A 21370-nucleotide genomic window follows, 5' to 3' on the forward strand; every position below is an offset into this window, starting at 1 on the left:
GACTACCCCCGGGTTGGTCAGTGCAGAGATGGCTTGGGCGCGGGTGCAGCCGGCGTGGCCAGCTCGGAGAACAGCAGCAGCGGCGCTACGCGCAGGTATTCCATGACTTCCATGTAGTCGCTTTCGCCGTCTTCGGACTCTTCCAGGGCTTCTTGCACCTGGGAGATGGCGACCAGGTCCTGCAGCACTTCCTTGGCCTCGATGGACAGGTCCTTGCCGCCGGCGTTCAAGCCGAAGCCGGTAATGAAGCCCTGGCACCACTGACCCAGCGCGGTGGCGCGGTCGGTGAGGGCGGCATCATCGGAAGGCAACAGCAGGACGATGGCCATTTCGTCGCCGGTGAGTTCACCTTTGACCATTTCCTGCAGGCCGATCAGGGCGTTGCGTACGGTATCGCCGGGTTCGGTTTCCAGCAGTTGGGCCGCATCGGCCAGCCAGGCATCGGCATCGAAGCCGGCACCGGCGCAGCTGCGGCCAATGAGCAGGCCGTGCAACTCGGCCGGGGTGACAGGGTGACCATTGCTCGACAGCAGCATGGCGAAGGCGACGTAGGGCGATTGGGTATTGGGCATGGGCAGCTAGGCGCCAGACGGCGCAATGACTAGAATGGAGGCCTTGTATCCTAGCACCGGCAGGCGCGCCAAGACCATCGGCACTGGCCGGCGCCACCCAGGGAGAGGCATCATCGTCAGGTGAGTCAACGACGGAGCGAATCGAGTGCAACCCACGCAAGACAAAGACCTGCAGGCACTGATGAGCCGATTCGAGCTGCTGATCGAACGTGTCGAGCAACTTAAACGGCAAAATGCACTCCTAGTAGCTCAGGAAAAGTCCTGGCGCGAAGAGCGCGCCCACCTCATCGAAAAGAACGAGATCGCCAAGCGCAAGGTCGAGTCGATGATCTTACGCCTCAAGGCTCTGGAGCAAGACTCATGAGTTCAAGCAATAGCGTCACCGTGCAGATCCTGGACAAGGAATACTCGATCATCTGTCCACCCGAAGAGCGCAACAACCTGGTGAGCGCCGCGCATTACCTGGACAGCAAGATGCGCGAGATCCGCAGCAGCGGCAAGGTGATCGGGGCCGACCGCATCGCGGTGATGGCGGCGCTGAACATCACCCACGAAATGCTGCACCGCCAGGAAGACCGCACCGCTGCACCTGCGGGTGGGGCGAGCCGCGAGCAGGTGCGCGACCTGCTGGAACGGGTCGATCAGGCGCTGTCCGACGATGCGGATACCAAAATCAGCTGAGATTGGTATACTGGCGCCACTCCCTGGGGGATGCGCCAGTCGGTTATGTCCCTGAGCCGATACGCACAACCACGGGGGTTGCACGCTGGGGCCGGTGTGCATGTCCGCTCGACGGAAAGCCTTAACGCCCCCTGCAATCTCCACCTTGAACTTTCGGGTTCAAGGGCTACACCGATAGCGGTCTTATCGGGGAGCCTGAATTCTCTTGCCCGCCCTTCGGCGGGCAATTCGTTTTGGCCGCAAGCGTCGGCCAGTACCCCTGGGACCGCCTGTGCCATGACCGACACCGCGCCGCTCACCCGCCCCCAGCTTCGTCGCCTGCTCCGCAAAGCCCGCCGCGCACTCACCCCCGCCCAGCAACGCCAGGCCGCTGCCGGCCTGTATCGCCAGCTGGCGCAGCACCCGCTGTTCCGGCGCGCCCGGCACATTGCCCTGTACCTGCCCAACGATGGTGAAATAGACCCTCGCCTGTTGCTGCGTGAAGCCCAGCGACGGGGTAAGCGCACCTACTTGCCGGTACTGCATGCATGGCCACGCACACGCATGGTGTTCCAGCGCTTCGAACAGGGCGAAGCCCTCAACCCCAACCGGTTTCGCATCCCTGAGCCGGTCATCGACCGCAGGCGGCAGCGCCCGATCTGGGCCTTGGACCTGATTTTGCTACCACTGGTCGGTTTTGATGATGCAGGCGGGCGGCTGGGGATGGGCGGCGGGTTCTACGATCGCAGCCTGGCCTACCAGGCACGCCGTAAAACGTGGAAAAAGCCACTGCTGCTGGGGCTGGCCCATGAATGCCAGAAGGTGGAGCGGCTGGCGCAGGCCAGTTGGGATGTACCGCTGCAGGGCACGGTGTCGGACCGCCACTGGTACCTGGCGCCGCAGTAGGCCGTGCCGCTTGTGGGGGTCAACGTTGCGGCTGGCTGGCCTCGGCGGCCGTCTGATAGGCGTTGTCCAGCTTGCGCTCCCAGAACCCTTGCGCATAACCGGTGGTGACCACACCCAAGCCAAAAATGAACACCAGGACCCACAGCAGGTCCGGCTTTTTACGTTGATTCATCGACGATTGCCCCCCAGGCAAACTGTTCAGTGCTCGGCGACTTTTTGGGTAGCGCCGTAGCATCGCACTTCAAACGGGGCGCATTCTCCGACAACATGCGTCCGCAAGCAAACCTTGACGTCAACCGGCTGTCGGTTTAGTTCAATACGTTATTTCAAAACTTTTCAGGAGCACCGCGCATGGCCTATTGGCTGATGAAGTCCGAGCCCGACGAGCTGTCCATCGAGGCCCTGGGGCGGTTGGGTGAGGCGCGCTGGGACGGGGTGCGCAACTACCAGGCGCGCAATTTTCTGCGGGCCATGAGCGTTGGCGATGAGTTCTTCTTCTACCATTCCAGCTGCCCGCAGCCTGGGATCGCGGGCATCGCCAAGGTAGTGCGCGCGGCGTACCCGGACCCCACCGCCCTCGACCCGCAAAGCCACTATTACGACGCCAAGGCCACCGCCGATAAAAACCCGTGGAGCGCGGTGGACGTGGCCCATGTGCAGACCCTGCCGCGGGTGCTGGAGCTGGGCTGGCTGAAGCAGCAAGCCGAACTGGCCGAGCTGCCACTGGTGCAAAAAGGCAGCCGCCTTTCAGTGATGCCGGTCACCCCCGCGCAGTGGGCGGCGGTGTTGGCCTTGCGCTAGGCCTCACAGCCAGCCCGCCCGCCTTACTGGACGATCAGGTTGTTGAACAGCAGGTCCTCGACGATCGGCTTGCCCTCTTCGGCTTCCATCACCTGCTGAACCTGCTTCAGTGCCTCCTGGCGCAGGTGCTCCTTGGCCTCGACATTGCTCATGCTGTCTACCGTCTGCTGGGCGAACAGTGCCACCAGCTGGTTACGGATCAACGGCTCGTGGCTCTGCACGGCCTTAGCCGCTTCATCGCCGGTGACCCGCAGGGCTACGTCAGCCTTGTACACCCGCAGGCGAGGGCCACCGTCGAGGGCATAATTGCCTACGAATGGAGGGTTGAGGCTGATATAGGCGACCTTGGGCGCGCCCTCCTTGGCTTCTTCGGCCAGGGCTGCGGCAGGTAGCACCAGGGCCAGTACCATCAAGATCCACGCTTTCACGAATTCGCTCCTCAATACAGTTGCCGCCAGCTTACCCAGCGCGCCGTGCAAACCCAAGCCCGGGCTTATGCCTGCCCATCAGGGCAGGCCATGCTCGTTGACCCGGCGGGCCGGCCTCCTACACTTATCGGCCATTACCCGCAAAGGAATAGCCCACGATGAAAGCCTTGCTGTGCAAAACCCTGGGCCCGGCAAGCGGCCTGGTACTCGAGGAGGTGGCAAGCCCTCTCCCCAAGCCAAACGAGGTGCTGCTGGATGTGCGTGCCGCCGGGGTCAATTTCCCGGACACCCTGATCATCGAAGGCAAGTATCAGTTCCAGCCTGCCCTGCCCTTTTCACCTGGTGGGGAGGCGGCCGGGGTGGTGGCGGCGGTTGGCGAAAAGGCTGGCGCCTTCAAGGTAGGTGACCGGGTAATGGCGCTGACCGGCTGGGGTGCATTCGCCGAACAGGTGGCGGTACCGGCCTACAACCTGCTGCCGATACCGGCGGGCATGGATTTCACCAGCGCCGCAGCCTTCGGCATGACCTATGGCACCTCGATGCATGCCCTGCGCCAGCGGGGACGGTTGCAGCCAGGGGAAACCCTGCTGGTGCTGGGCGCATCCGGTGGCGTGGGCCTGGCGGCCGTTGAAATCGGCAAGGCCATGGGCGCCCGGGTGATCGCAGCGGCCAGCAGTGCCGAGAAACTGGCGGTGGCCAAAGCTGCCGGGGCAGATGAGCTGATCGACTACAGCGGGGGCAGCCTGCGCGAAGAAATCAAGCGCTTGACCGGGGGTAACGGTGTGGATGTGATCTTCGACCCGGTGGGCGGCGAACTGTTCGAGCAGGCGGTACGCGGGCTGGCCTGGAACGGCCGGTTACTGGTAGTGGGCTTTGCCAGTGGTGTGATCCCGCAGCTTGCAGCCAACCTGGTGCTGCTCAAAGGCGCGGCGGTGCTGGGCGTGTTCTGGGGGGCCTTCGCCCAGCGCCAGCCCCAGGACAACGCGGCAAACTTCCAGCAGCTGTTTGCCTGGTACGCCGAGGGCAAGCTGAACCCACTGGTGTCGCACACCTATCCACTGGCCGAGGCTGGGGCGGCCATCGACAAGCTGGGCCAGCGGCAGGCAGTGGGCAAGCTGGTGGTGTCAGTGCCGTGAGGGCGCTACCGCCTCAGGCCTCGCCCAGGTTGTGACAGCGCCTGAAACGCGCCTCCAGGCTGCGGTCAGGCATCTGGTGAGTACGCAGGGCGTTGAGTGTTTGCTCAACATAATCGCGCGTAGTGCCGTAGCGCCCTGCTGCACGGGCCAGAATGTGGCTGAGCAGCGTGTCTGGCAGGTTACCTGCGTAGCACGGCAAATGGCGCTCCAGCACAAAGCCCAGTGCCTGCACCTTGCTGCCGTCGCCCAGCCGGCAATTCAGCCAATGGGGGCGGTACGCCGGGTAGGGCATCTCCCGTTGCCACAAGGCCATCAGCGAGGCGTCCAGTGTGCGCTCGTCCAGCCTGTAGGCGAAGCCGCTGCAGGAGCCACCACGGTCCAGGCCGAAGACCAGCCCAGGGGTTTCTGGCGTGCCACGGTGCTCGTGCGACCACAGGTACAGGCCGCGGTGATAGCCGTGCACCCGCGCCCGCTGACGCTCCACGGCGCTGCACTCTGGCCGCCAGATCAATGAGCCGTAGGCAAACAACCACACTGGCCCACCCGGGTGCTGCGACAGGGTGGCCTGCATGGAAGTGTGCAACTGCTCACGTGTGAGGGGCTGGCCAAAATCGAGTGACGGGGGGTAGTTAACTTGCCAGGACGAACTTTCAAGTGCCGACATAAGCTGCCGCCAGGAGTCTCCGCATACAAAAACATGTAACCCAACTAGGCCTTGAGGCACACGCAGTACCCACTCGCCGCGGCCGGCATGGGCCGGGACGCCAACAGAGCGGGCCCGGACCTTGTATAAGCTAAGTCAGGAAGTTGAGGCGGACAAGCGCATGTCGAAATTTTCATGCACGCAGCCGACGACCGGAACTTATTGTTTCCAGGCCAGCGAAAGTTAGTGATCAAGGCGGTAACAATTACCGCCTTATACCCCGATGTTCAAACTTCGGTTATTAGCCGCGGGGGGCGTAGGCAAAGACATCGGCACGCATACGGTGCGCATCCATGCCCGCTTCAACCAGGGCGTCGAGGGTGGCATAGATCATGTTGGGCGAACCGCTGGCATAGACGTGTACGCTGTTGAGGTCACTGATGTCCTCGCAGACCGCTTGGTGCAGCATGCCGCAGCGCCCTTCCCAACCACACAGGTCGCTGACCACCTGGTGCAGGTACAGGTTCGGCAACTGCAACCACTCGTCCCAGTGTTCGATCTGGTAGAAGTCCTCTGGCCGGCGCACGCCCCAGTACAGGTGGACCGGGTGCTTGAACCCTTGAGCGCGGCAGTGCTCGACCAGGCTGTGCATCTGCCCCATGCCGGTGCCAGCAGCGATCAGCACCAGTGGCCCGTCAGGCAGTTCGGCCAGGTGTGTATCGCCAAAGGGCATTTCAATGCGCGCCAGGCGGTCGTGCTGCAGTTGTTCGATCAACTGTACCGCGCTGGGCTCGCGCGCCAGCACATGCAGCTCAAGCTCGCGGCCGGCATGGGGGGCAGATGCCAGCGAAAACGCCGCCTGCTTGCCGCCCTGGCGTTCGATCATCAGGTACTGCCCGGCATGGTAACGCAGCGGCTTGCCCGCTGGGGCACGCAAGCGGACGCGCCAGACGTCGCCGCCAACCTCGCGGCACTCACTCACGGTGCACGCCAGTTTGCGCACCGGCAATTCGCCCAGGGCGAGCACCCCATCCCACAGCAGCACGCAGTCCTCCAGGGGTTCGGCAAGGCAGGTGAACAGCTCACCATGATCGCGCACCTCACCGTCCTGGCGCACGCGGCCCTCTACCAACAACGCGGCGCAGACATGGCAATTGCCATTGCGGCAGCTGTTGGGGCAGTCATAACCCAGCCGGCGCGCGCCATCCAGGATCCTTTCACCGGGCTCGAGCGCCAACACCGCCCCGGACGGCTGCAACGTTACCTGCATCAATCTATTCCCAACTGATCCCACAGCTCATCGATACGCCGGGTAACGGCTTCGTCCTTGACGATAACCCGCCCCCACTCGCGTGTAGTCTCGCCCGGCCACTTGTGGGTGGCATCCAGGCCCATCTTCGAACCCAACCCCGACACCGGTGACGCGAAGTCCAGGTAGTCGATCGGCGTGTTGTCGATCATCACCGTATCACGCTTGGGGTCCATGCGCGTGGTGATGGCCCAGATCACGTCGTTCCAGTCGCGGGCATTGATGTCGTCGTCGGTCACGATAACGAACTTGGTGTACATGAACTGTCGCAGGAACGACCATACACCCAGCATCACGCGCTTGGCATGCCCCGGGTACTGCTTCTTCATGGTCACTACCGCCATGCGGTACGAACAACCTTCGGGCGGCAGGTAGAAGTCGACGATTTCCGGGAACTGCTTCTGCAGGATCGGCACGAACACTTCGTTGAGCGCCACACCCAGGATGGCAGGTTCATCCGGCGGCCGACCGGTGTAGGTACTGTGATAGATCGGTTTCTGCCGATGGGTGATGCGCTCCACGGTGAACACCGGGAAGCTGTCGACTTCGTTGTAGTAACCGGTGTGGTCGCCGTAAGGCCCTTCGGGGGCCATCTCGCCTGGGTGAATCACACCCTCGAGGATGATCTCGGCACTGGCTGGAACCTGCAGGTTGTTGCCCCGGCACTTGACCAGCTCGGTGCGGTTGCCGCGCAACAGGCCGGCGAAGGCGTATTCGGAAAGCGTATCGGGCACCGGGGTCACGGCGCCCAGAATGGTCGCAGGGTCGGCGCCCAGCGCAACAGCGACGGGGAATGGCTGCCCGGGGTGCTTCTCGCACCATTCGCGGTAGTCGAGGGCGCCGCCACGGTGGCTCAGCCAACGCATGATGACCTTGTTGCGGCCAATCACCTGCTGGCGGTAGATACCCAGGTTCTGGCGGTCCTTGTTCGGGCCGCGGGTAACGGTGAGGCCCCAGGTAATCAGCGGCGCCACGTCGCCTGGCCAGCAATGCTGCACCGGCAACGCACCGAGGTCGACATCATCGCCCTCCAGCACTACCTCCTGGCACACGGCGTCCTTGACCACCTTGGGCGCCATCGACACGACCTTCTTGAAGATCGGCAGCTTTGACCAGGCATCCTTGAGGCCCTTTGGCGGCTCCGGCTCCTTGAGGAAGGCCAGCAACTTGCCGATTTCGCGCAACTCGTCGACAGACTCGGCGCCCATGCCCATGGCCACCCGCTGCGGGGTACCGAACAGGTTGCCCAGCACCGGCATGTCAAAGCCTGTGGGCTTCTCGAACAACAATGCCGGGCCTTTGGCGCGCAGGGTACGGTCGCAGACCTCGGTCATTTCCAGGACGGGAGAGACCGGGACCTGGATGCGCTTGAGCTCGCCGCGCTGTTCCAGGCCACGGATGAAGTCGCGCAAGTCGCGATACTGCATGCAGAAGCCTCGTGTTGGCCGTGTCGATCGGGGGGTGCAGAGTGTAGCGCAAATGAATTGGGGCCGCTTCGCAGCCCTTCGCGGGCAAGCCCGCAAAGGGCTGCAAAACAGCCCCAATCAATAACCGCCGGAAATGCTTACTTGCGCTTCATCGACAGGAAGAACTCGTCGTTGGTCTTGGTCTGCTTGAGCTTGTCGACCAGGAACTCGATCGCGGCGATTTCATCCATCGGGTGCAGCAGCTTGCGCAGAATCCACATGCGCTGCAGCTCGTCGTCGGCAGTGAGCAGCTCTTCGCGGCGGGTACCGGAACGGTTGATGTTGATGGCCGGGAACACGCGCTTTTCGGCGATGCGGCGGTCCAGCGGCAGCTCCATGTTACCGGTGCCCTTGAACTCCTCGTAGATCACTTCGTCCATCTTCGAGCCGGTTTCGACCAGCGCGGTGGCGATGATGGTCAGCGAGCCGCCTTCTTCGATGTTACGCGCAGCGCCAAAGAAGCGCTTTGGCTTTTCCAGGGCGTGGGCGTCGACACCACCGGTGAGTACCTTGCCGGAGCTCGGGATCACGGTGTTGTAGGCACGTGCCAGGCGGGTGATGGAGTCCAGCAGGATCACCACGTCCTTTTTGTGCTCGACCAGGCGCTTGGCCTTCTCGATGACCATCTCGGCCACCTGCACGTGACGGGTGGGTGGCTCGTCGAAGGTGGACGCAACCACTTCGCCGCGCACGGTGCGCTGCATTTCGGTCACTTCTTCAGGGCGCTCGTCGATCAGCAGGACGATCAGGTGGCACTCAGGGTTGTTACGGGTAATGTTCGCCGCGATGTTCTGCAGCATGATCGTCTTGCCCGCCTTGGGCGGCGCGACGATCAGGCCACGCTGGCCTTTGCCGATCGGGGCGCACAGGTCGATGACGCGACCGGTGAGGTCTTCGGTGGAGCCGTTACCGGCTTCCATCTTCAGGCGCTTGTTGGGGAACAGCGGCGTCAGGTTTTCGAACAGGATCTTGTTCTTCGCGTTTTCCGGGCGGTCGAAGTTGATGGTGTCGACCTTCAGCAGCGCGAAGTAGCGCTCCCCTTCCTTCGGCGGGCGGATCTTGCCGACGATGGTGTCACCGGTGCGCAGGTTGAAGCGGCGGATCTGGCTTGGCGAGACGTAGATGTCGTCAGGGCCGGCCAGGTAGGACGCATCAGCGGACCGCAGGAAACCGAAACCATCCTGGAGAATCTCCAGCACGCCATCACCGGAAATCTCTTCGCCGCTCTTCGCGTGCTTTTTCAGCAGGGCGAAGATCACGTCCTGTTTGCGCGAACGGGCCATGTTTTCGATGCCCATCTGTTCGGCCATTTCCAAAAGATCGGTAATCGGCTTTTGCTTGAGTTCAGTCAGGTTCATAAGGGGAATGACGTAATCATGTAAGAAGGGAGAATTAAGCTTTGGCTTAATGAGGCCGCGCCGCTAGATGGCGAAAGGATCGCGTACTGATTCGAATTGGGGATGCTTCGGCGACGGCATGTAGAGGGCACTGGAGAAGCAGTGCGAGGCCGAATGTAACACTTGCTTTTTTCTGCGTCTAGTGCAGTAGAAAAGAAAAGCCCCGCATTTGCGGGGCCTTTGTATCACAGGTGGGCGTCGAGGAACGCTTGCAGCTGGGATTTGGACAGCGCACCCACCTTGGTGGCTTCGACGTTGCCGTTCTTGAACAGCATCAGCGTCGGGATACCACGTACGCCGTGCTTGGCAGGGGTTTCCTGGTTCTCGTCGATGTTCAGCTTGGCGACGGTCAGCTTGCCCTCGTAGGTACCCGCGATGTCGTCCAGCACTGGAGCGATCATCTTGCAGGGGCCGCACCACTCAGCCCAGTAATCCACCAGCACCGGGCCTTGGGCCTTCAGGACATCAGCCTCGAAGGTGGCGTCGGTCACATGTTTGATCAGATCGCTGCTCATGGATATCTCCAGGTTCGTATGCAAAAAAACGTTGCCCATCATAGCTGCACCCGCCGCCTACAGGAAGCCGCAGACGATTGAGTGTAACTATAGTTGTGGAAGATGCCGCGAATCGAAACTGTCACATGGCCTTCATAGAATCGAATGGCACATTGCCTTGCATCAAGCACAGTACGAAGGCGAGGTGCCACGCGTTGGCGACAGCCTGCTATCGTGGCACGATTGCCAGGTTAACGACCGAGAACGACCAGATCATGCCGCAAACCACCGCGAAGAACCTGTCCCTGATCGCAGCCATCGACCTTGGCTCCAACAGTTTCCACATGGTAGTGGCCAAGGCCCACCATACCGAAATCCGCATCCTCGAGCGGCTGGGCGAAAAGGTGCAGCTGGCCGCCGGCATCGACGAAGAGCGCAGGCTCAGCGAAGAAGCCATGGAGCGGGGCCTGGAGTGCCTCAAGCGCTTTGCCCAGTTGATCAACGGCATGCCGGCAGGCGCCGTACGCATCGTGGGCACCAACGCCCTGCGCGAAGCACGCAACCGCAACACCTTCATCCAGCGTGCCGAAGCCATTCTGGGCCACCCCGTCGAGGTCATTTCCGGCCGCGAAGAGGCGCGCCTGATCTACCTGGGCGTATCGCACACCCTCGCTGACACCCCGGGCAAGCGCCTGGTGGCCGATATCGGCGGCGGCAGCACCGAGTTCATCATCGGCCAGCGCTTCGAGCCGCTGCTGCGCGAGAGCCTGCAGATGGGCTGCGTCAGCTTCACCCAGCGCTACTTCCGCGACGGCAAGATCACCCCGGCCCGCTACGCCCAGGCCTACACCGCCGCGCGCCTGGAACTGATGAGCATCGAAAATGCCCTGCATCGCCTGACCTGGGACGAGGCCATCGGCTCGTCCGGCACCATCCGCGCCATTGGCGCAGCCATCAAGGCCGGTGGCCTGGGCAATGGCGAGGTCAACGCTGAAGGCCTGGCGTGGGTCAAGCGCAAGCTGTTCAAGCTGGGCGAGGTCGACAAGATCGACTTCGACGGCGTCAAGCCAGACCGTCGTACCATCTTCCCCGCAGGGCTGGCCATTCTCGAGGCGATCTTCGATGCCCTCGAACTGCAGCGCATGGACCACTGTGACGGCGCGCTTCGTGAAGGGGTGCTGTTCGACCTGCTGGGCCGCCACCACCACGAAGACGTGCGCGAACGCACCCTGAACTCGCTGATGGAGCGTTATCACGTGGACCAGGGGCAGGCGGCGCGGGTAGAGCGCAAAGCCCTGCACGCCTTCGACCAGGTGGCCGCCGCGTGGGACCTGCAGGGCGGTAACTGGCGCGACCTGTTGGGCTGGGCTGCCAAGGTGCACGAAATCGGCCTGGATATCGCCCACTACCACTACCACAAGCATGGCGCCTACCTGATCGAGCACTCCGACCTTGCCGGGTTTTCCCGCGAGGACCAGCAGATGATGGCCTTGCTGGTGCGCGGCCACCGCCGCAATATCCCCAAGGACCGCTACGCCGAACTGGGCGATGAAGGCGTGAAGCTGTTGCGCCTGTGCGTGCTGCTGCGCTTTGCCATTCTGTTCCACCATATCCGTGGCAACCAGCAGATGCCAAAAGTGGAACTCAAGGCAGACGATGACCGGCTTGAAGTGGTGTTCCCGCAGGGCTGGCTGGAGCAGAACCAGCTGACCCAGGCCGACTTCGCCAACGAGGCGGAGTGGCTGGCCCGGGTCGGGTTCATCCTCAGCGTACGTTAAGTACCGGGTTGCTCAGGCGCTCCAGCAGGGTCGCCTGGGCACTGCGCGGGTTCTGGTTGCCGGTTGGCGAGCTACGCACATAGCGGCCGTCCGGCTGCAGGGTCCAGGCATGGGTGTTGTCGGTGAGGTAGGCTTCCAGTTCCTTCTTCACCCGCAACAGCAGCTTCTTGCCTTCCACCGGGAAGCAGGTCTCGACACGCTTGTCGAGGTTGCGCTCCATCCAGTCGGCACTGGACAGGTAGATCTGCTCTTCGCCGCCATTGAGGAAGTAGAACACCCGGGTGTGCTCCAGGAAGCGGCCGATGATCGAGCGCACCTGAATGTTGTGTGAAACCCCCGCAATGCCTGGGCGCAGGCAGCACATGCCGCGCACCACCAGGTCGATCCTCACGCCCGACTGGCTGGCCTTGTAAAGCGCCTTGATGACCTTGGCGTCGGTCAGCGAGTTGAACTTGGCGATGATGTGCGCCGGTTTGCCGTCGAGGGCAAACTGGGTTTCCCGCGCGATCATGTCCAGCATGCCCTTCTTCAGGGTGAACGGCGCATGCAGCAGTTTTTTCATGCGCAGGGTCTTGCCCATGCCGATCAGCTGGCTGAACAGCTTGCCGACGTCTTCGGTGAGGGCATCATCGGAGGTGAGCAGGCTGTAGTCGGTGTAAAGGCGGGCGTTACCGGCGTGGTAGTTACCCGTGCCCAGGTGGGCGTAGCGCACGATCTCGCCCTGCTCGCGGCGCAGAATCAGCATCATCTTGGCGTGGGTCTTGAAGCCAACCACCCCATAGATCACTACTGCCCCGGCCGCTTGCAGGCGGCTGGCCATCTGCAGGTTGGACTCTTCGTCGAAGCGGGCCCGCAGCTCAATCACCGCGGTAACCTCCTTGCCGTTACGCGCTGCATCCACCAAGGCATCGACGATCTCCGAGTTGGCCCCGGAGCGGTAAAGGGTCTGGCGCACGGCGAGTACATGCGGGTCCTTGGCGGCCTGGCGCAGCAGGTCGATCACCGGCGTGAAGGACTCGAACGGGTGCATCAGCAGGATGTCCTGCTTGCCAATCACGCTGAAGATGTTGTCGGCATTCTGCAGCAGCTTGGGGATGGCCGGGGTGAACGGCAGGTACTGCAGCTCGGGGTGGCTATCCAGCCCGGTGATGCTGAACAGGCGCGTAAGGTTTACCGGGCCGTTTACCTGGTACAGCTCGCTCTCGCTCAGGCTGAACTGCTTGAGCAGGTAGTCCGACAGGTGTTTCGGGCAGGTGTCGGCCACCTCCAGGCGCACGGCATCGCCATAGCGGCGCGAGAACAGCTCACCGCGCAACGCGCGGGCCAGGTCATCGACCTCTTCGGAGTCCAGTGCCAGGTCTGCGTTGCGGGTCAGGCGGAACTGGTAGCAGCCCTTGACCTTCATGCCCTGGAACAGGTCGTCTGCGTGGGCATGGATCATCGACGACAGGAACACATAGTTGGCCCCCGCGCCGCCCACCTCCTCTGGCACCCGGATGACCCGGGGCAGCAGGCGCGGTGCCGGGATGATCGCCAGGCCCGAGTCGCGGCCAAAGGCGTCGACGCCTTCGAGCTCGACGATGAAGTTGAGGCTCTTGTTCACCAGCAGCGGGAACGGGTGCGTGGGGTCGAGGCCGATCGGGGTGATGATCGGGGCGATCTCGTCGCGGAAGTAGCGGCGCACCCAGGTCTTGAGCTTGGGTGTCCAGTAACGGCGGCGGATGAACCGAATCTGGTGTTTTTCCAGCTCGGGCAGCAGCACATCGTTGAGGATGGCGTACTGGCGGTCCACTTCGATGTGGACCAGCTCGCTGATGCGCGTCAGCGCCTGATGCGGCTGCAAACCGTCGGCACCGGCCTGCTCACGGGCAAAATTGATCTGCTTCTTGAGGCCGGCTACGCGGATTTCGAAGAACTCGTCCAGGTTGCTGGAGAAGATCAGCAGGAACTTGAGGCGTTCGAGCAGCGGGTAGCTCTCGTCCAGCGCCTGTTCCAGTACGCGAATGTTGAACTGCAACTGCGACAGCTCGCGATGAATGTACAGGCTGGTGTCGTCCAGGCCTGGTACGGCGATGGCAGGCGCAGGGGCCGGCGGCGGCGCGACCGGCTCAGCGGCCTGCTCCACCAGAGGCTCTGGCACGGGGGGCAGGTCTGGCGGGGTTTGCACCAGTTCTTCCGGAAGCTCCTGGGCCTCCTTGATCACGACAGGGGTGAGCACTTCGTTGTTCATCTGGCGGTCCTGAGGACGTTAACGCCCTATCATCAATTGAGCGGCAAGATAAGCGCCCATTATGACGCCTGTGTTACATAACAGGGCAAGGCATGGCGCGTAGCATCAGGCATTGTCCGTGTAGGCATTGTTCACGTCGAGACACATTTGGACACTTTCCCGAATGCCCACGAAGGGGTAGGCTGCGCGTTCATTTCGCCAGCACCTCAGAAAATGCTCCAACAATTCCTGCAGGATTTCGGCTACTTTGCCCTTTTTCTAGGCACCTTCTTCGAAGGCGAGACCATTCTGGTGCTTGCGGGTTTTCTTGCGTTCCGCGGTTACATGGATATCAAACTCGTGTGCCTGGTGGCCTTTCTGGGCAGCTATGCCGGGGATCAGCTGTGGTACTTCATGGGCCGGCGGCACGGGCGCAAGATCCTGGCACGCAAGCCACGCTGGCAGGCCATGGGCGACCGGGCCCTGGACCACATCCGCCGCCACCCGGATATCTGGGTGCTGAGCTTCCGCTTCGTCTACGGCCTGCGCACGGTCATGCCGGTTGCCATTGGCCTGTCTGGCTACCCGCCACGGCGCTACCTGCTGCTCAATGGCATTGGTGCAGCCATCTGGGCAGTGGCCCTGGGTGCTGCGGCCTACCACTTCGGCGCCATCCTCGAAGGCCTGCTGGGCAACATCAAACGTTACGAGCTGTGGGTGCTTGGCGCCTTGCTGGTGCTGGGCGTGGGGCTGTGGCTGCGCAGGTACTTGCGCACGCTGCGGGCAGAACGCCGGGCCGCGCGCGAGTCGCAGGACTGAACACCCGCGCGCCCGCGCAATCCAACCAAACAGGACGTCCCCGCGCTGGGCAGCGCTGCCAGGCTGGCGGGTATCGAGCGCATCGACCCTGGAGAAATGAGCATGACAAAAAAAGTAGCGGTGATTCTTTCCGGTTGCGGCGTGTATGACGGCGCAGAAATCCACGAAAGCGTGATCACCCTCCTGCGCCTCGACCAGCGTGGTGCGCAGGTACAGTGCTTCGCCCCGGACATCGCCCAACTGCACGTCATCAACCACCTGACGGGCGAAGAGATGCCCGAATCGCGGAACGTGTTGGTGGAGTCGGCGCGCATTGCCCGCGGTGAGGTGAAGGATATCCGCGAGGCCAAGGCCGAGGACTTCGACGCGCTCATCGTGCCGGGCGGCTTCGGGGCGGCCAAGAACCTGTCCACCTTCGCGGCTGACGGGGCGGACTGCAGCGTCAACGCAGACGTACTGGCCCTGGCCGAAGCGTTCGCGGCCGCCTGCAAGCCGGTTGGCCTGATCTGCATTTCGCCGGCGCTGGCGGCCAAGATCTACGGGCCTGGCGTGGTGTGCACCATCGGTACCGATGCCGATACCGCCGCCGCCGTGGTGAAGATGGGCGGTACCCATGAAGAGTGCGACGTACACGACATCGTTGAAGACGTGCAGCGCAAGCTGGTGACCACCCCGGCCTACATGTCGGCCAAGACCATCAGCGACGCAGCCGGGGGCATCTACAAGCTGGTGGACCGGGTGCTGGAACTGACCCACGAGTAAACCCAGGCTCGCAGGGCCTGGCGCAGCGCCGTCGGCTCAGGCCTTGGACAGGCGGGCGATGATGCGGTCCAGCGCGTTGGCGAACGCCTGTTTGTCGCGCTCGGCGTAGGGCGGCTGCCCTCCCCCCGCCTGGCCCTGCTCGCGCAGTTCGGTGAACAGGTTACGTGCTGCCAACCGGTCGCCCATGTTTCGCTCGTCGAACTCGCGCCCACGCGGGTCCAGCGCCGCCACGCCCTTCTTCACCAGGCGGTCGGCCAAGGGCACGTCGCTGCAGATGACCAACTCGCCCGGCATGGCGTGTTCAACCAGGTAATCGTCGGCCGCATCAGGGCCGCTGGGCACCACGATCAGCTTCACCAGCGAAAACGCCGGTTTGGCCACAGCCTGGCCCGCCACCATCACCACCTCGAACTTGCGTTTGAGGGCAAATTTCACGATCAGATCCTTGGCTGCCTTGGGGCAGGCGTCTGCATCGATCCACACTCTCATCAGAAACCTCACACTCAACTTGACCCGCCCATCATGCAGCAAGCCTGTGCAAAGCAGTAATTGCCGAGCAACCGACGGGCAAATGACGCCAATATTCCGATAATGCTGCTGAGGCACCGCGGGTAAGGCTAAACTCGCTGCAGCCCCACCGGCCTGCCGAGCGCCCCATGAACCACCCCCACGAAATCCGCCTTGACCTGGACCAAGGGATTGATCGCAAGCTCTTGTCGACGTTGCGTGGGCGTTTCATGCACATCAATCAGGGCCGGTTACTGCGCGCAACAGAGGGCCTGTCCACGCGCCAGCAGCAGGTGCTTACGCTGCTACCGCTGCTGCTGCACGTCAATCATCCCCTGCTGCCGGGGTACATCTCTGGCAATACGCCTGCCGGCGTGTGCGGCTTCGAACCGAGTGCCGCACAGGTGGCCGAGGCCCAGCGCCTGGCCCGCTCATTCAGCACCAAGCCCCGTGAAAATTCTTCGCCACGCCCGATACAGGGGCTGTTCCTGATCGGCAGCCTGGGCTCGCTGGCCCAGGCCGAGCAAAGTGACATGGACTTCTGGGTGTGCCACGCCGCGGATCTACAACCCGAGGCGCTGCAAACCCTGCGCTGCAAATGCCAATTGCTGGAGGCCTGGGCCGCCAGCCTGGGCGCCGAGGCGCACTGCTTTCTGATCGATACCCAAGCGTTCGCACAGGGCCAACGCACCGGCCAACTGGGCTCGGACGATTGCGGTACGACCCAGCACTACCTGCTGCTGGACGAGTTCTACCGCACTGCCATCTGGCTGGCTGGGCGCATCCCCGTGTGGTGGCTGGTACCGGTGGACCAGGAGGGCGATTACGCTGGCTACACGCAGGCGCTGCTGGGCAAACGCTTCATCCCCGAACAGGAAACCCTCGACCTTGGCCATCTGGCGCAATTGCCTGCCCAAGAGTTCGTCGGCGCCGGCCTGTGGCAATTGTTCAAGGGTATAGACTCGCCCCACAAGTCGCTGCTCAAGCTGCTGTTGATTGAGGTCTACGCCAGTGAACACGCCACCCAGCCCTGCCTGAGCCTGGAATACAAAGCGGCCGTGTTCGCCAACCAGACCGACCTGGACGCGCTGGACCCGTACGTGATGATGTACCGCCGCATCGAACGCTACCTGCTGCAACGCGGGCAACCTGCTCGCCTGGAATTGGTACGGCGCAGCCTGTATTTGAAGGTAAACAGAAAACTCAGCGACAAATCCCGGGCAAGTGGCTGGCAGCGCAGGTTGATGCAGCGCCTGACCGACGAATGGGGTTGGGGCCAACGGCAGCTGGCCTTGCTTGACAGCCGCCCGCTATGGAAGGTGCAGCAGGCTACCCTGGAGCGGCGCGAACTGGTGGCCGAACTGAGCGGCAGCTACCGCTTTCTCAGCCACTTCGCCCGTGTGCGCAATGCGGCAAGCCGTGCCGACCAGCGCGACCTCAACGTGCTTGGCCGGCGACTTCGTGCAGCCTTCGAGCGCCGTGCCGGCAAGGTAGAAGTGATCAACCCGGGCAGCGTGCAGGACCTTGCCGAGAGCCTCCTGACACTGGCCCAGGAACCTGATGGCAAGGCGCCCGGCAGCCACCGCTGGGCGCTTTACCGCGACAACCTCAGCACCTATGACATGGAACTTGCCAGCCCCCTCAGGCACGACCGGCACCTATTGCCCCTGCTGGCCTGGGCGCATTGCAACGGCGTGATCGACAGCAGCACCCGGCTGGCCATCCAGCCGGGGGCCAGCGACCTGGCAGAGCCGGAGCTGTCCGCGCTGCTGGGCTGCCTGCGGGCACTCATCAGCCTGCCAATGCCACCCGCCAGCGAGGTACACCTGCTGCAACCCAGTGTGGCCGACCAGATTCTGCTGCTGGTAAACGTCGCGCTGGACCCCTTGCCCCATCACCGCGACCTGGACATCACCCTGACGACCGAACGCACCGATTCGCTCAGCTATGGCGGCGTACGCGAAAACCTCGTGCTGACGGTGGACCAGGTAACCGTCAACACCTGGAGCGAAGTGCTGGTGGCGCGATACGAAGGTGAGCACGCGCTGGCGCGCTGCCTGCGCGACCATCTCGCCACGCCCGCGCGCGCGAATCACCGGCCGGGTGTACGGGTGCACTGTTTTTGCCAGAACCGCGCCCAGGCCATTCGCCAGCGCATCCAGGAAGTGTTCGATACGGTTCAAGGCCTGCATCAGCAGGGGCTGCCCTGTCGCTACCTGTTGCAGGTAGCGCACTACACCCATGTGCTGGAGCTGCTGCCGGGTGACGCCAGCCTCACCAGCCTGGCCGGGCATGACGAACTGCTGGCCTGCCTGGGGCAACCACGCAACCGTTACAGCCCCCTGCACCTGGACCCCAACGCCCTGCAAGGCACGGACCTTGCGCTGGCGCTGAAACAAGGCCGCCCTGGCTGCATTCAGGTGTTCCACAGGCTGCTGGGCGGCGTGGTAGAGGTGCATGTACTGGATGAGTGCAATGCCCTGTGGCACCACCGCCTGCCAGTGCAAGACGACGCCGAACTGCCGCGCGAGCTCCAGCGCGTTTTGCACCCGCTGTTGCACGGCCGTAACGCTGTGCCCGACATTCACTACGTGCCTCTGTAGCCATGAGGGCGTGAAGCCCCAGCCCGCTCAGAGGTCGAAATCACCTGCCGCTTCGGGCTGGTACTCGACCTCCAGCAGCTTCAGCTTGAGGGTTTTGCCCCCGGGCGCGGGCCAGTCGATCTGTTCGCCAACAGAAAGCCCCAGCAAGGCGCAACCAATGGGTGCCAGAATCGAAACCTTGCCATCTGGGCCGGCATCCTTGGGGTACACCAGGGTGAGGTGATAGTCCTTGCCGCTGGCTTCTTCACGGCAGTGCACCCGCGAATTCATGGTCACCACGCCGGCAGGTACGTCCTCGTGACCGACCACCTGTTCGGCGCGGTCCAGCTCGCCCATAAGGGCAAGCACGCCCGGCGTACTTTCGTCGAGGCTGTCGATAAGACGCTCCAGACGCTGTACGTCCAAACGGGTGAGGATGAGGGAAGGCTTGGTGCTCATGATCCAGTCAGACTCCTTTGAACAGGCAATTTTCGATGCACAGATAAAGCAAAACCCCGCCCAAGGGCGGGGTTTGTACAGGCTTTGGCGTCACCGACGCAGAACCCGACACTACCACAGCCGGGCAAATACTCAAGCCCTTGCGGTCACTGTGCCTTTGCCTGATCGCGCAGGCTCTGCGCCTCGCGGCAGATCTGCCGGCGGCGGTGGTCATCGGCCGAACGCCACTCGCGGATATGCTCCACGTGGCGGTGGCAGCCGGTGCAGACGCGCTGTTCATCCAGCCGGCACACGCTGATGCACGGCGACGGCACGGCGGGGCTGACGTTGCTGTAAAGCGGCTTGGGCGGCCGGGCCTGGGGGGTGCTCATGTCAGATCTCTTCGAAGTCCAGCTTCTCGCCCGCCCGCTCCCAGACGATGCGCTCGAGCATTTCGCCCAGCAGCTCCTCGCTCTTTTCACACACCCACTTGCCGCTCTCTTCGTCGTAATCGAAGTGGAAACCGCCGGAGCGGTCGGCCAGCCACAGCTGGCGCAGGGGCTCCTGACGGCTGAAGATCAGCTGGCTGCCGTTTTCGAACGTGATGGTCAGCACGCCTGCGGAGTTTTCCATGTCCAGGTCCATGCCGCTCTCGTCGAACAGGTCTTCCAGCGCCTGTTGGGTCGCATCGACCAGGTCGTGGAAACGCGCTTCAGTCAAACTCATTGCAGGAACCTCGAAATTGGCTGCATGACAGGCAAGCCGGGCAAGATACGGGCGCCAAGCGCCCGCCGCAAGCGGCAGATTGCAAGCGGCAAGCTGCAAGCCACAAGCTGCAAGAAAAGGCTCAGCGTACACCGGCCAGCTTTTTCTTGTCGCTTGTAGCTTGCCGCTTGTAGCTCGTAGGGCTGCCGCCCCTCGCATAGGCAAGGCGCCGGTCGCTCGGTATACTCCGGCGCAATACTGCATTTTTAAGGATTTCACCCATGAAGCGCCTGATTTCCTCCCTCGCGGCGCTGGTCGCTGTTGCCTGCCTCGTTTCCGCATGCGGCCAGAAAGGCCCACTGTACCTGCCAGATGATGGCAAGGACGGCAAGGATGTGCACAAGTCGCACCAGCACCAGAGCAAAGCCAAGCCCGCCCAGACCGAAGAGCAGCAGCCTGACGTGCAGTCGGAGCCTGGGCAATCGCCAGAGCAGTAAGGGAATCAGATGAACGCTTTCAACTACCGCGACGGTGAGCTGTTCGCGGAAGGTGTGTCGCTGTCGGCCATCGCCGAACGCCATGGCACGCCGACCTACGTGTACTCGCGGGCGCACATCGAAGCCCAGTACCGCAGCTATACCGATGCCCTGCAAGGCAGTGAGCACCTGGTGTGCTTCGCGGTCAAAGCCAACTCCAACCTGGGTGTGCTGAACGTGCTGGCACGCCTGGGCGCTGGCTTCGATATCGTTTCCGGTGGCGAACTGGAGCGTGTACTGGCTGCGGGCGGGCGGGCTGATCGCGTGGTGTTCTCCGGTGTCGGCAAAACCCGCGAAGACATGCGGCGGGCCCTGGAAGTGGGCGTGCACTGCTTCAATGTGGAGTCCACCGACGAGCTGGAGCGCCTGCAAGTGGTGGCGGCCGAGATGGGCAAGGTGGCGCCGGTTTCCTTGCGGGTAAACCCCGACGTGGACGCGGGCACCCACCCGTACATCTCCACCGGCCTCAAGGAAAACAAGTTCGGTATCGCCATCGCCGATGCCGAAGCCATCTACGTGCGCGCTGCACAGTTGCCGAACCTGGACGTGGTGGGTGTCGACTGCCACATCGGCTCCCAGCTGACCACCGTGGAACCGTTCCTCGACGCGCTGGACCGCCTGCTGGTGCTGGTTGACCGCCTGGCCGAGTGCGGCATCCACTTGCGCCACCTGGACCTGGGCGGTGGCGTGGGCGTGCGCTACCGTGATGAGCAGCCGCCACAGGTGGCTGACTACATCAAGGCCATTCGCGAACGCGTGGGCGAGCGGGACCTGGCGTTGGTGTTCGAGCCGGGCCGCTACATCGTGGCCAATGCCGGCGTGCTGCTGACCCGGGTGGAATACCTCAAGCACACCGAGCACAAGGACTTCGCCATCATCGATGCGGCCATGAACGACCTGATCCGCCCGGCCCTGTACCAGGCGTGGATGGGGATCGATGCGGTCAAACCGCGCCACGGTGAAGGCCGCCCCTATGACCTGGTGGGCCCCATCTGCGAAACCGGCGACTTCCTGGGCAAGGACCGCATGCTGAACTTGGCCGAGGGTGACCTGCTGGCGGTGCAGTCGGCGGGCGCCTATGGTTTTGTCATGAGCTCCAACTACAACACCCGTGGCCGTTGCGCGGAAATCCTGGTCGACGGCGACCAGGCATTCGAAGTACGCCGCCGCGAAACCATCGCCGAATTGTACGCTGGCGAAAGCCTGCTGCCGGAGTAAGCCC

Annotated in this window: 24 protein-coding genes and 1 other RNA gene; 12 read left to right on the forward strand and 13 right to left on the reverse strand. The window is 63.1% G+C overall.

The features are described from left to right. Positions 1–17: 17 nt before the first annotated feature. Positions 18–572 carry a YecA/YgfB family protein gene (locus tag IAE36_RS11955; RefSeq protein WP_028632954.1) on the reverse strand — a complete coding sequence of 185 codons (555 nt, stop codon included), beginning with the start codon at positions 570–572 and terminating at the stop codon, positions 18–20. A gap of 181 nt (positions 573–753) precedes the next feature. Here IAE36_RS11955 and IAE36_RS11960 point away from each other — a divergent pair, with 181 nt between their 5' ends. The 4 genes from IAE36_RS11960 (at position 754) to IAE36_RS11975 (ending at position 2138) form a co-directional block, all read left to right on the forward strand. Then, complete coding sequence (locus IAE36_RS11960) at positions 754–936, forward strand: TIGR02449 family protein (protein WP_029886233.1); 183 nt, start codon at positions 754–756, stop codon at positions 934–936. Further along, the gene (locus IAE36_RS11965; RefSeq protein ID WP_028632952.1) at positions 933–1253 is read left to right on the forward strand and encodes a cell division protein ZapA; all 321 of its coding nucleotides are present in this window, start codon (positions 933–935) and stop codon (positions 1251–1253) included. Before IAE36_RS11960 ends, IAE36_RS11965 begins: the two co-directional genes overlap by 4 nt. Before the next feature lie 17 nt (positions 1254–1270). Then, a non-coding RNA gene (gene ssrS / locus IAE36_RS11970) (6S RNA) lies at positions 1271–1450 on the forward strand. Positions 1451–1529: 79 nt separating this feature from the next. Next, entirely contained in the window at positions 1530–2138 is a 609-nt protein-coding gene (locus IAE36_RS11975) for a 5-formyltetrahydrofolate cyclo-ligase (protein WP_201212591.1), read from the forward strand. A gap of 19 nt (positions 2139–2157) precedes the next feature. Here the strand turns inward: IAE36_RS11975 and IAE36_RS11980 are convergent, their stop codons facing one another. Then, positions 2158–2310, reverse strand: coding sequence for a hypothetical protein (locus IAE36_RS11980; RefSeq protein ID WP_169338809.1), 153 nt, complete (start codon positions 2308–2310; stop codon positions 2158–2160). Positions 2311–2489: 179 nt separating this feature from the next. Between IAE36_RS11980 and IAE36_RS11985 the strand changes: the two genes are divergently transcribed. Next, entirely contained in the window at positions 2490–2939 is a 450-nt protein-coding gene (locus tag IAE36_RS11985; RefSeq protein WP_201212593.1) for an EVE domain-containing protein, read from the forward strand. Between the two features lie 23 nt (positions 2940–2962). On the opposite strand, the gene IAE36_RS11990 is transcribed toward IAE36_RS11985, so the two are convergent. Beyond that, positions 2963–3367: a flagellar basal body-associated protein FliL gene (locus IAE36_RS11990; RefSeq protein WP_028632949.1), complete on the reverse strand. Its 405-nt coding sequence runs from the start codon at positions 3365–3367 to the stop codon at positions 2963–2965. 158 nt (positions 3368–3525) lie between these two features. On the opposite strand from IAE36_RS11990, the gene IAE36_RS11995 reads away from it, so the two are divergent. Next, positions 3526–4503 (forward strand): NADPH:quinone oxidoreductase family protein, encoded by a 978-nt coding sequence (locus tag IAE36_RS11995; RefSeq protein WP_201212595.1) that lies wholly within the window; start codon positions 3526–3528, stop codon positions 4501–4503. A gap of 13 nt (positions 4504–4516) precedes the next feature. Here the strand turns inward: IAE36_RS11995 and IAE36_RS12000 are convergent, their stop codons facing one another. From IAE36_RS12000 to trxA, 5 genes are all read right to left on the reverse strand, one after another. Further along, on the reverse strand, positions 4517–5167 hold the full coding sequence (locus IAE36_RS12000; RefSeq protein ID WP_201212597.1) for a gamma-glutamylcyclotransferase: 651 nt from the start codon (positions 5165–5167) through the stop codon (positions 4517–4519). 280 nt (positions 5168–5447) lie between these two features. Continuing rightward, positions 5448–6416 (reverse strand): CDP-6-deoxy-delta-3,4-glucoseen reductase, encoded by a 969-nt coding sequence (locus tag IAE36_RS12005; protein ID WP_028632946.1) that lies wholly within the window; start codon positions 6414–6416, stop codon positions 5448–5450. Next, a complete protein-coding gene (gene ubiD / locus IAE36_RS12010) occupies positions 6416–7882 on the reverse strand; it encodes a 4-hydroxy-3-polyprenylbenzoate decarboxylase (RefSeq protein ID WP_028632945.1) in 1467 nt (488 codons plus the stop codon). The genes IAE36_RS12005 and ubiD overlap by 1 nt, the downstream gene beginning before the upstream one ends. Positions 7883–8019: 137 nt before the next feature. Then, positions 8020–9279, reverse strand: coding sequence for a transcription termination factor Rho (gene rho / locus IAE36_RS12015; RefSeq protein WP_003253661.1), 1260 nt, complete (start codon positions 9277–9279; stop codon positions 8020–8022). 224 nt (positions 9280–9503) lie between these two features. Further along, complete coding sequence (gene trxA, locus IAE36_RS12020) at positions 9504–9833, reverse strand: thioredoxin TrxA (protein ID WP_028632944.1); 330 nt, start codon at positions 9831–9833, stop codon at positions 9504–9506. A 254-nt stretch (positions 9834–10087) separates the two neighbouring features. On the opposite strand from trxA, the gene ppx reads away from it, so the two are divergent. Further along, positions 10088–11590, forward strand: coding sequence for an exopolyphosphatase (gene ppx / locus IAE36_RS12025; RefSeq protein ID WP_028632943.1), 1503 nt, complete (start codon positions 10088–10090; stop codon positions 11588–11590). Here ppx and ppk1 read toward each other — a convergent pair. Continuing rightward, positions 11577–13820, reverse strand: coding sequence for a polyphosphate kinase 1 (ppk1, locus tag IAE36_RS12030; RefSeq protein WP_028632942.1), 2244 nt, complete (start codon positions 13818–13820; stop codon positions 11577–11579). The genes ppx and ppk1 overlap by 14 nt on opposite strands. Before the next feature lie 213 nt (positions 13821–14033). Here ppk1 and IAE36_RS12035 point away from each other — a divergent pair, with 213 nt between their 5' ends. Together IAE36_RS12035 and elbB are read left to right on the forward strand one after the other, a co-directional pair. Further along, complete coding sequence (locus tag IAE36_RS12035) at positions 14034–14618, forward strand: DedA family protein (RefSeq protein WP_201212599.1); 585 nt, start codon at positions 14034–14036, stop codon at positions 14616–14618. Positions 14619–14720: 102 nt separating this feature from the next. Next, a complete protein-coding gene (elbB, locus tag IAE36_RS12040) occupies positions 14721–15380 on the forward strand; it encodes an isoprenoid biosynthesis glyoxalase ElbB (RefSeq protein WP_028632941.1) in 660 nt (219 codons plus the stop codon). Positions 15381–15416: 36 nt separating this feature from the next. Here elbB and IAE36_RS12045 read toward each other — a convergent pair whose 3' ends face one another. Further along, entirely contained in the window at positions 15417–15869 is a 453-nt protein-coding gene (locus IAE36_RS12045) for a YaiI/YqxD family protein (RefSeq protein ID WP_201212601.1), read from the reverse strand. A gap of 167 nt (positions 15870–16036) precedes the next feature. On the opposite strand from IAE36_RS12045, the gene IAE36_RS12050 reads away from it, so the two are divergent. Further along, positions 16037–18490 (forward strand): class I adenylate cyclase, encoded by a 2454-nt coding sequence (locus tag IAE36_RS12050; RefSeq protein WP_201212603.1) that lies wholly within the window; start codon positions 16037–16039, stop codon positions 18488–18490. A 27-nt stretch (positions 18491–18517) separates the two neighbouring features. Here the strand turns inward: IAE36_RS12050 and rnk are convergent, their stop codons facing one another. The 3 genes from rnk to cyaY form a co-directional block, all read right to left on the reverse strand. Next, positions 18518–18928, reverse strand: coding sequence for a nucleoside diphosphate kinase regulator (gene rnk / locus IAE36_RS12055; protein WP_028632939.1), 411 nt, complete (start codon positions 18926–18928; stop codon positions 18518–18520). A 146-nt stretch (positions 18929–19074) separates the two neighbouring features. After that, positions 19075–19299, reverse strand: coding sequence for a DUF1289 domain-containing protein (locus IAE36_RS12060; protein ID WP_028632938.1), 225 nt, complete (start codon positions 19297–19299; stop codon positions 19075–19077). Between the two features lies 1 nt (position 19300). Continuing rightward, on the reverse strand, positions 19301–19633 hold the full coding sequence (gene cyaY / locus IAE36_RS12065) for an iron donor protein CyaY (RefSeq protein WP_028632937.1): 333 nt from the start codon (positions 19631–19633) through the stop codon (positions 19301–19303). A 260-nt stretch (positions 19634–19893) separates the two neighbouring features. On the opposite strand from cyaY, the gene lptM reads away from it, so the two are divergent. Together lptM and lysA are read left to right on the forward strand one after the other, a co-directional pair. Continuing rightward, positions 19894–20109 carry an LPS translocon maturation chaperone LptM gene (lptM, locus tag IAE36_RS12070; RefSeq protein ID WP_201212605.1) on the forward strand — a complete coding sequence of 72 codons (216 nt, stop codon included), beginning with the start codon at positions 19894–19896 and terminating at the stop codon, positions 20107–20109. Between the two features lie 9 nt (positions 20110–20118). Next, entirely contained in the window at positions 20119–21366 is a 1248-nt protein-coding gene (gene lysA / locus IAE36_RS12075) for a diaminopimelate decarboxylase (protein ID WP_201212607.1), read from the forward strand. Positions 21367–21370: the final 4 nt, after the last annotated feature.

It is taken from the genome of Pseudomonas sp. S36, assembly GCF_016647875.1.
Taxonomy (GTDB): domain Bacteria; phylum Pseudomonadota; class Gammaproteobacteria; order Pseudomonadales; family Pseudomonadaceae; genus Aquipseudomonas; species Aquipseudomonas parafulva.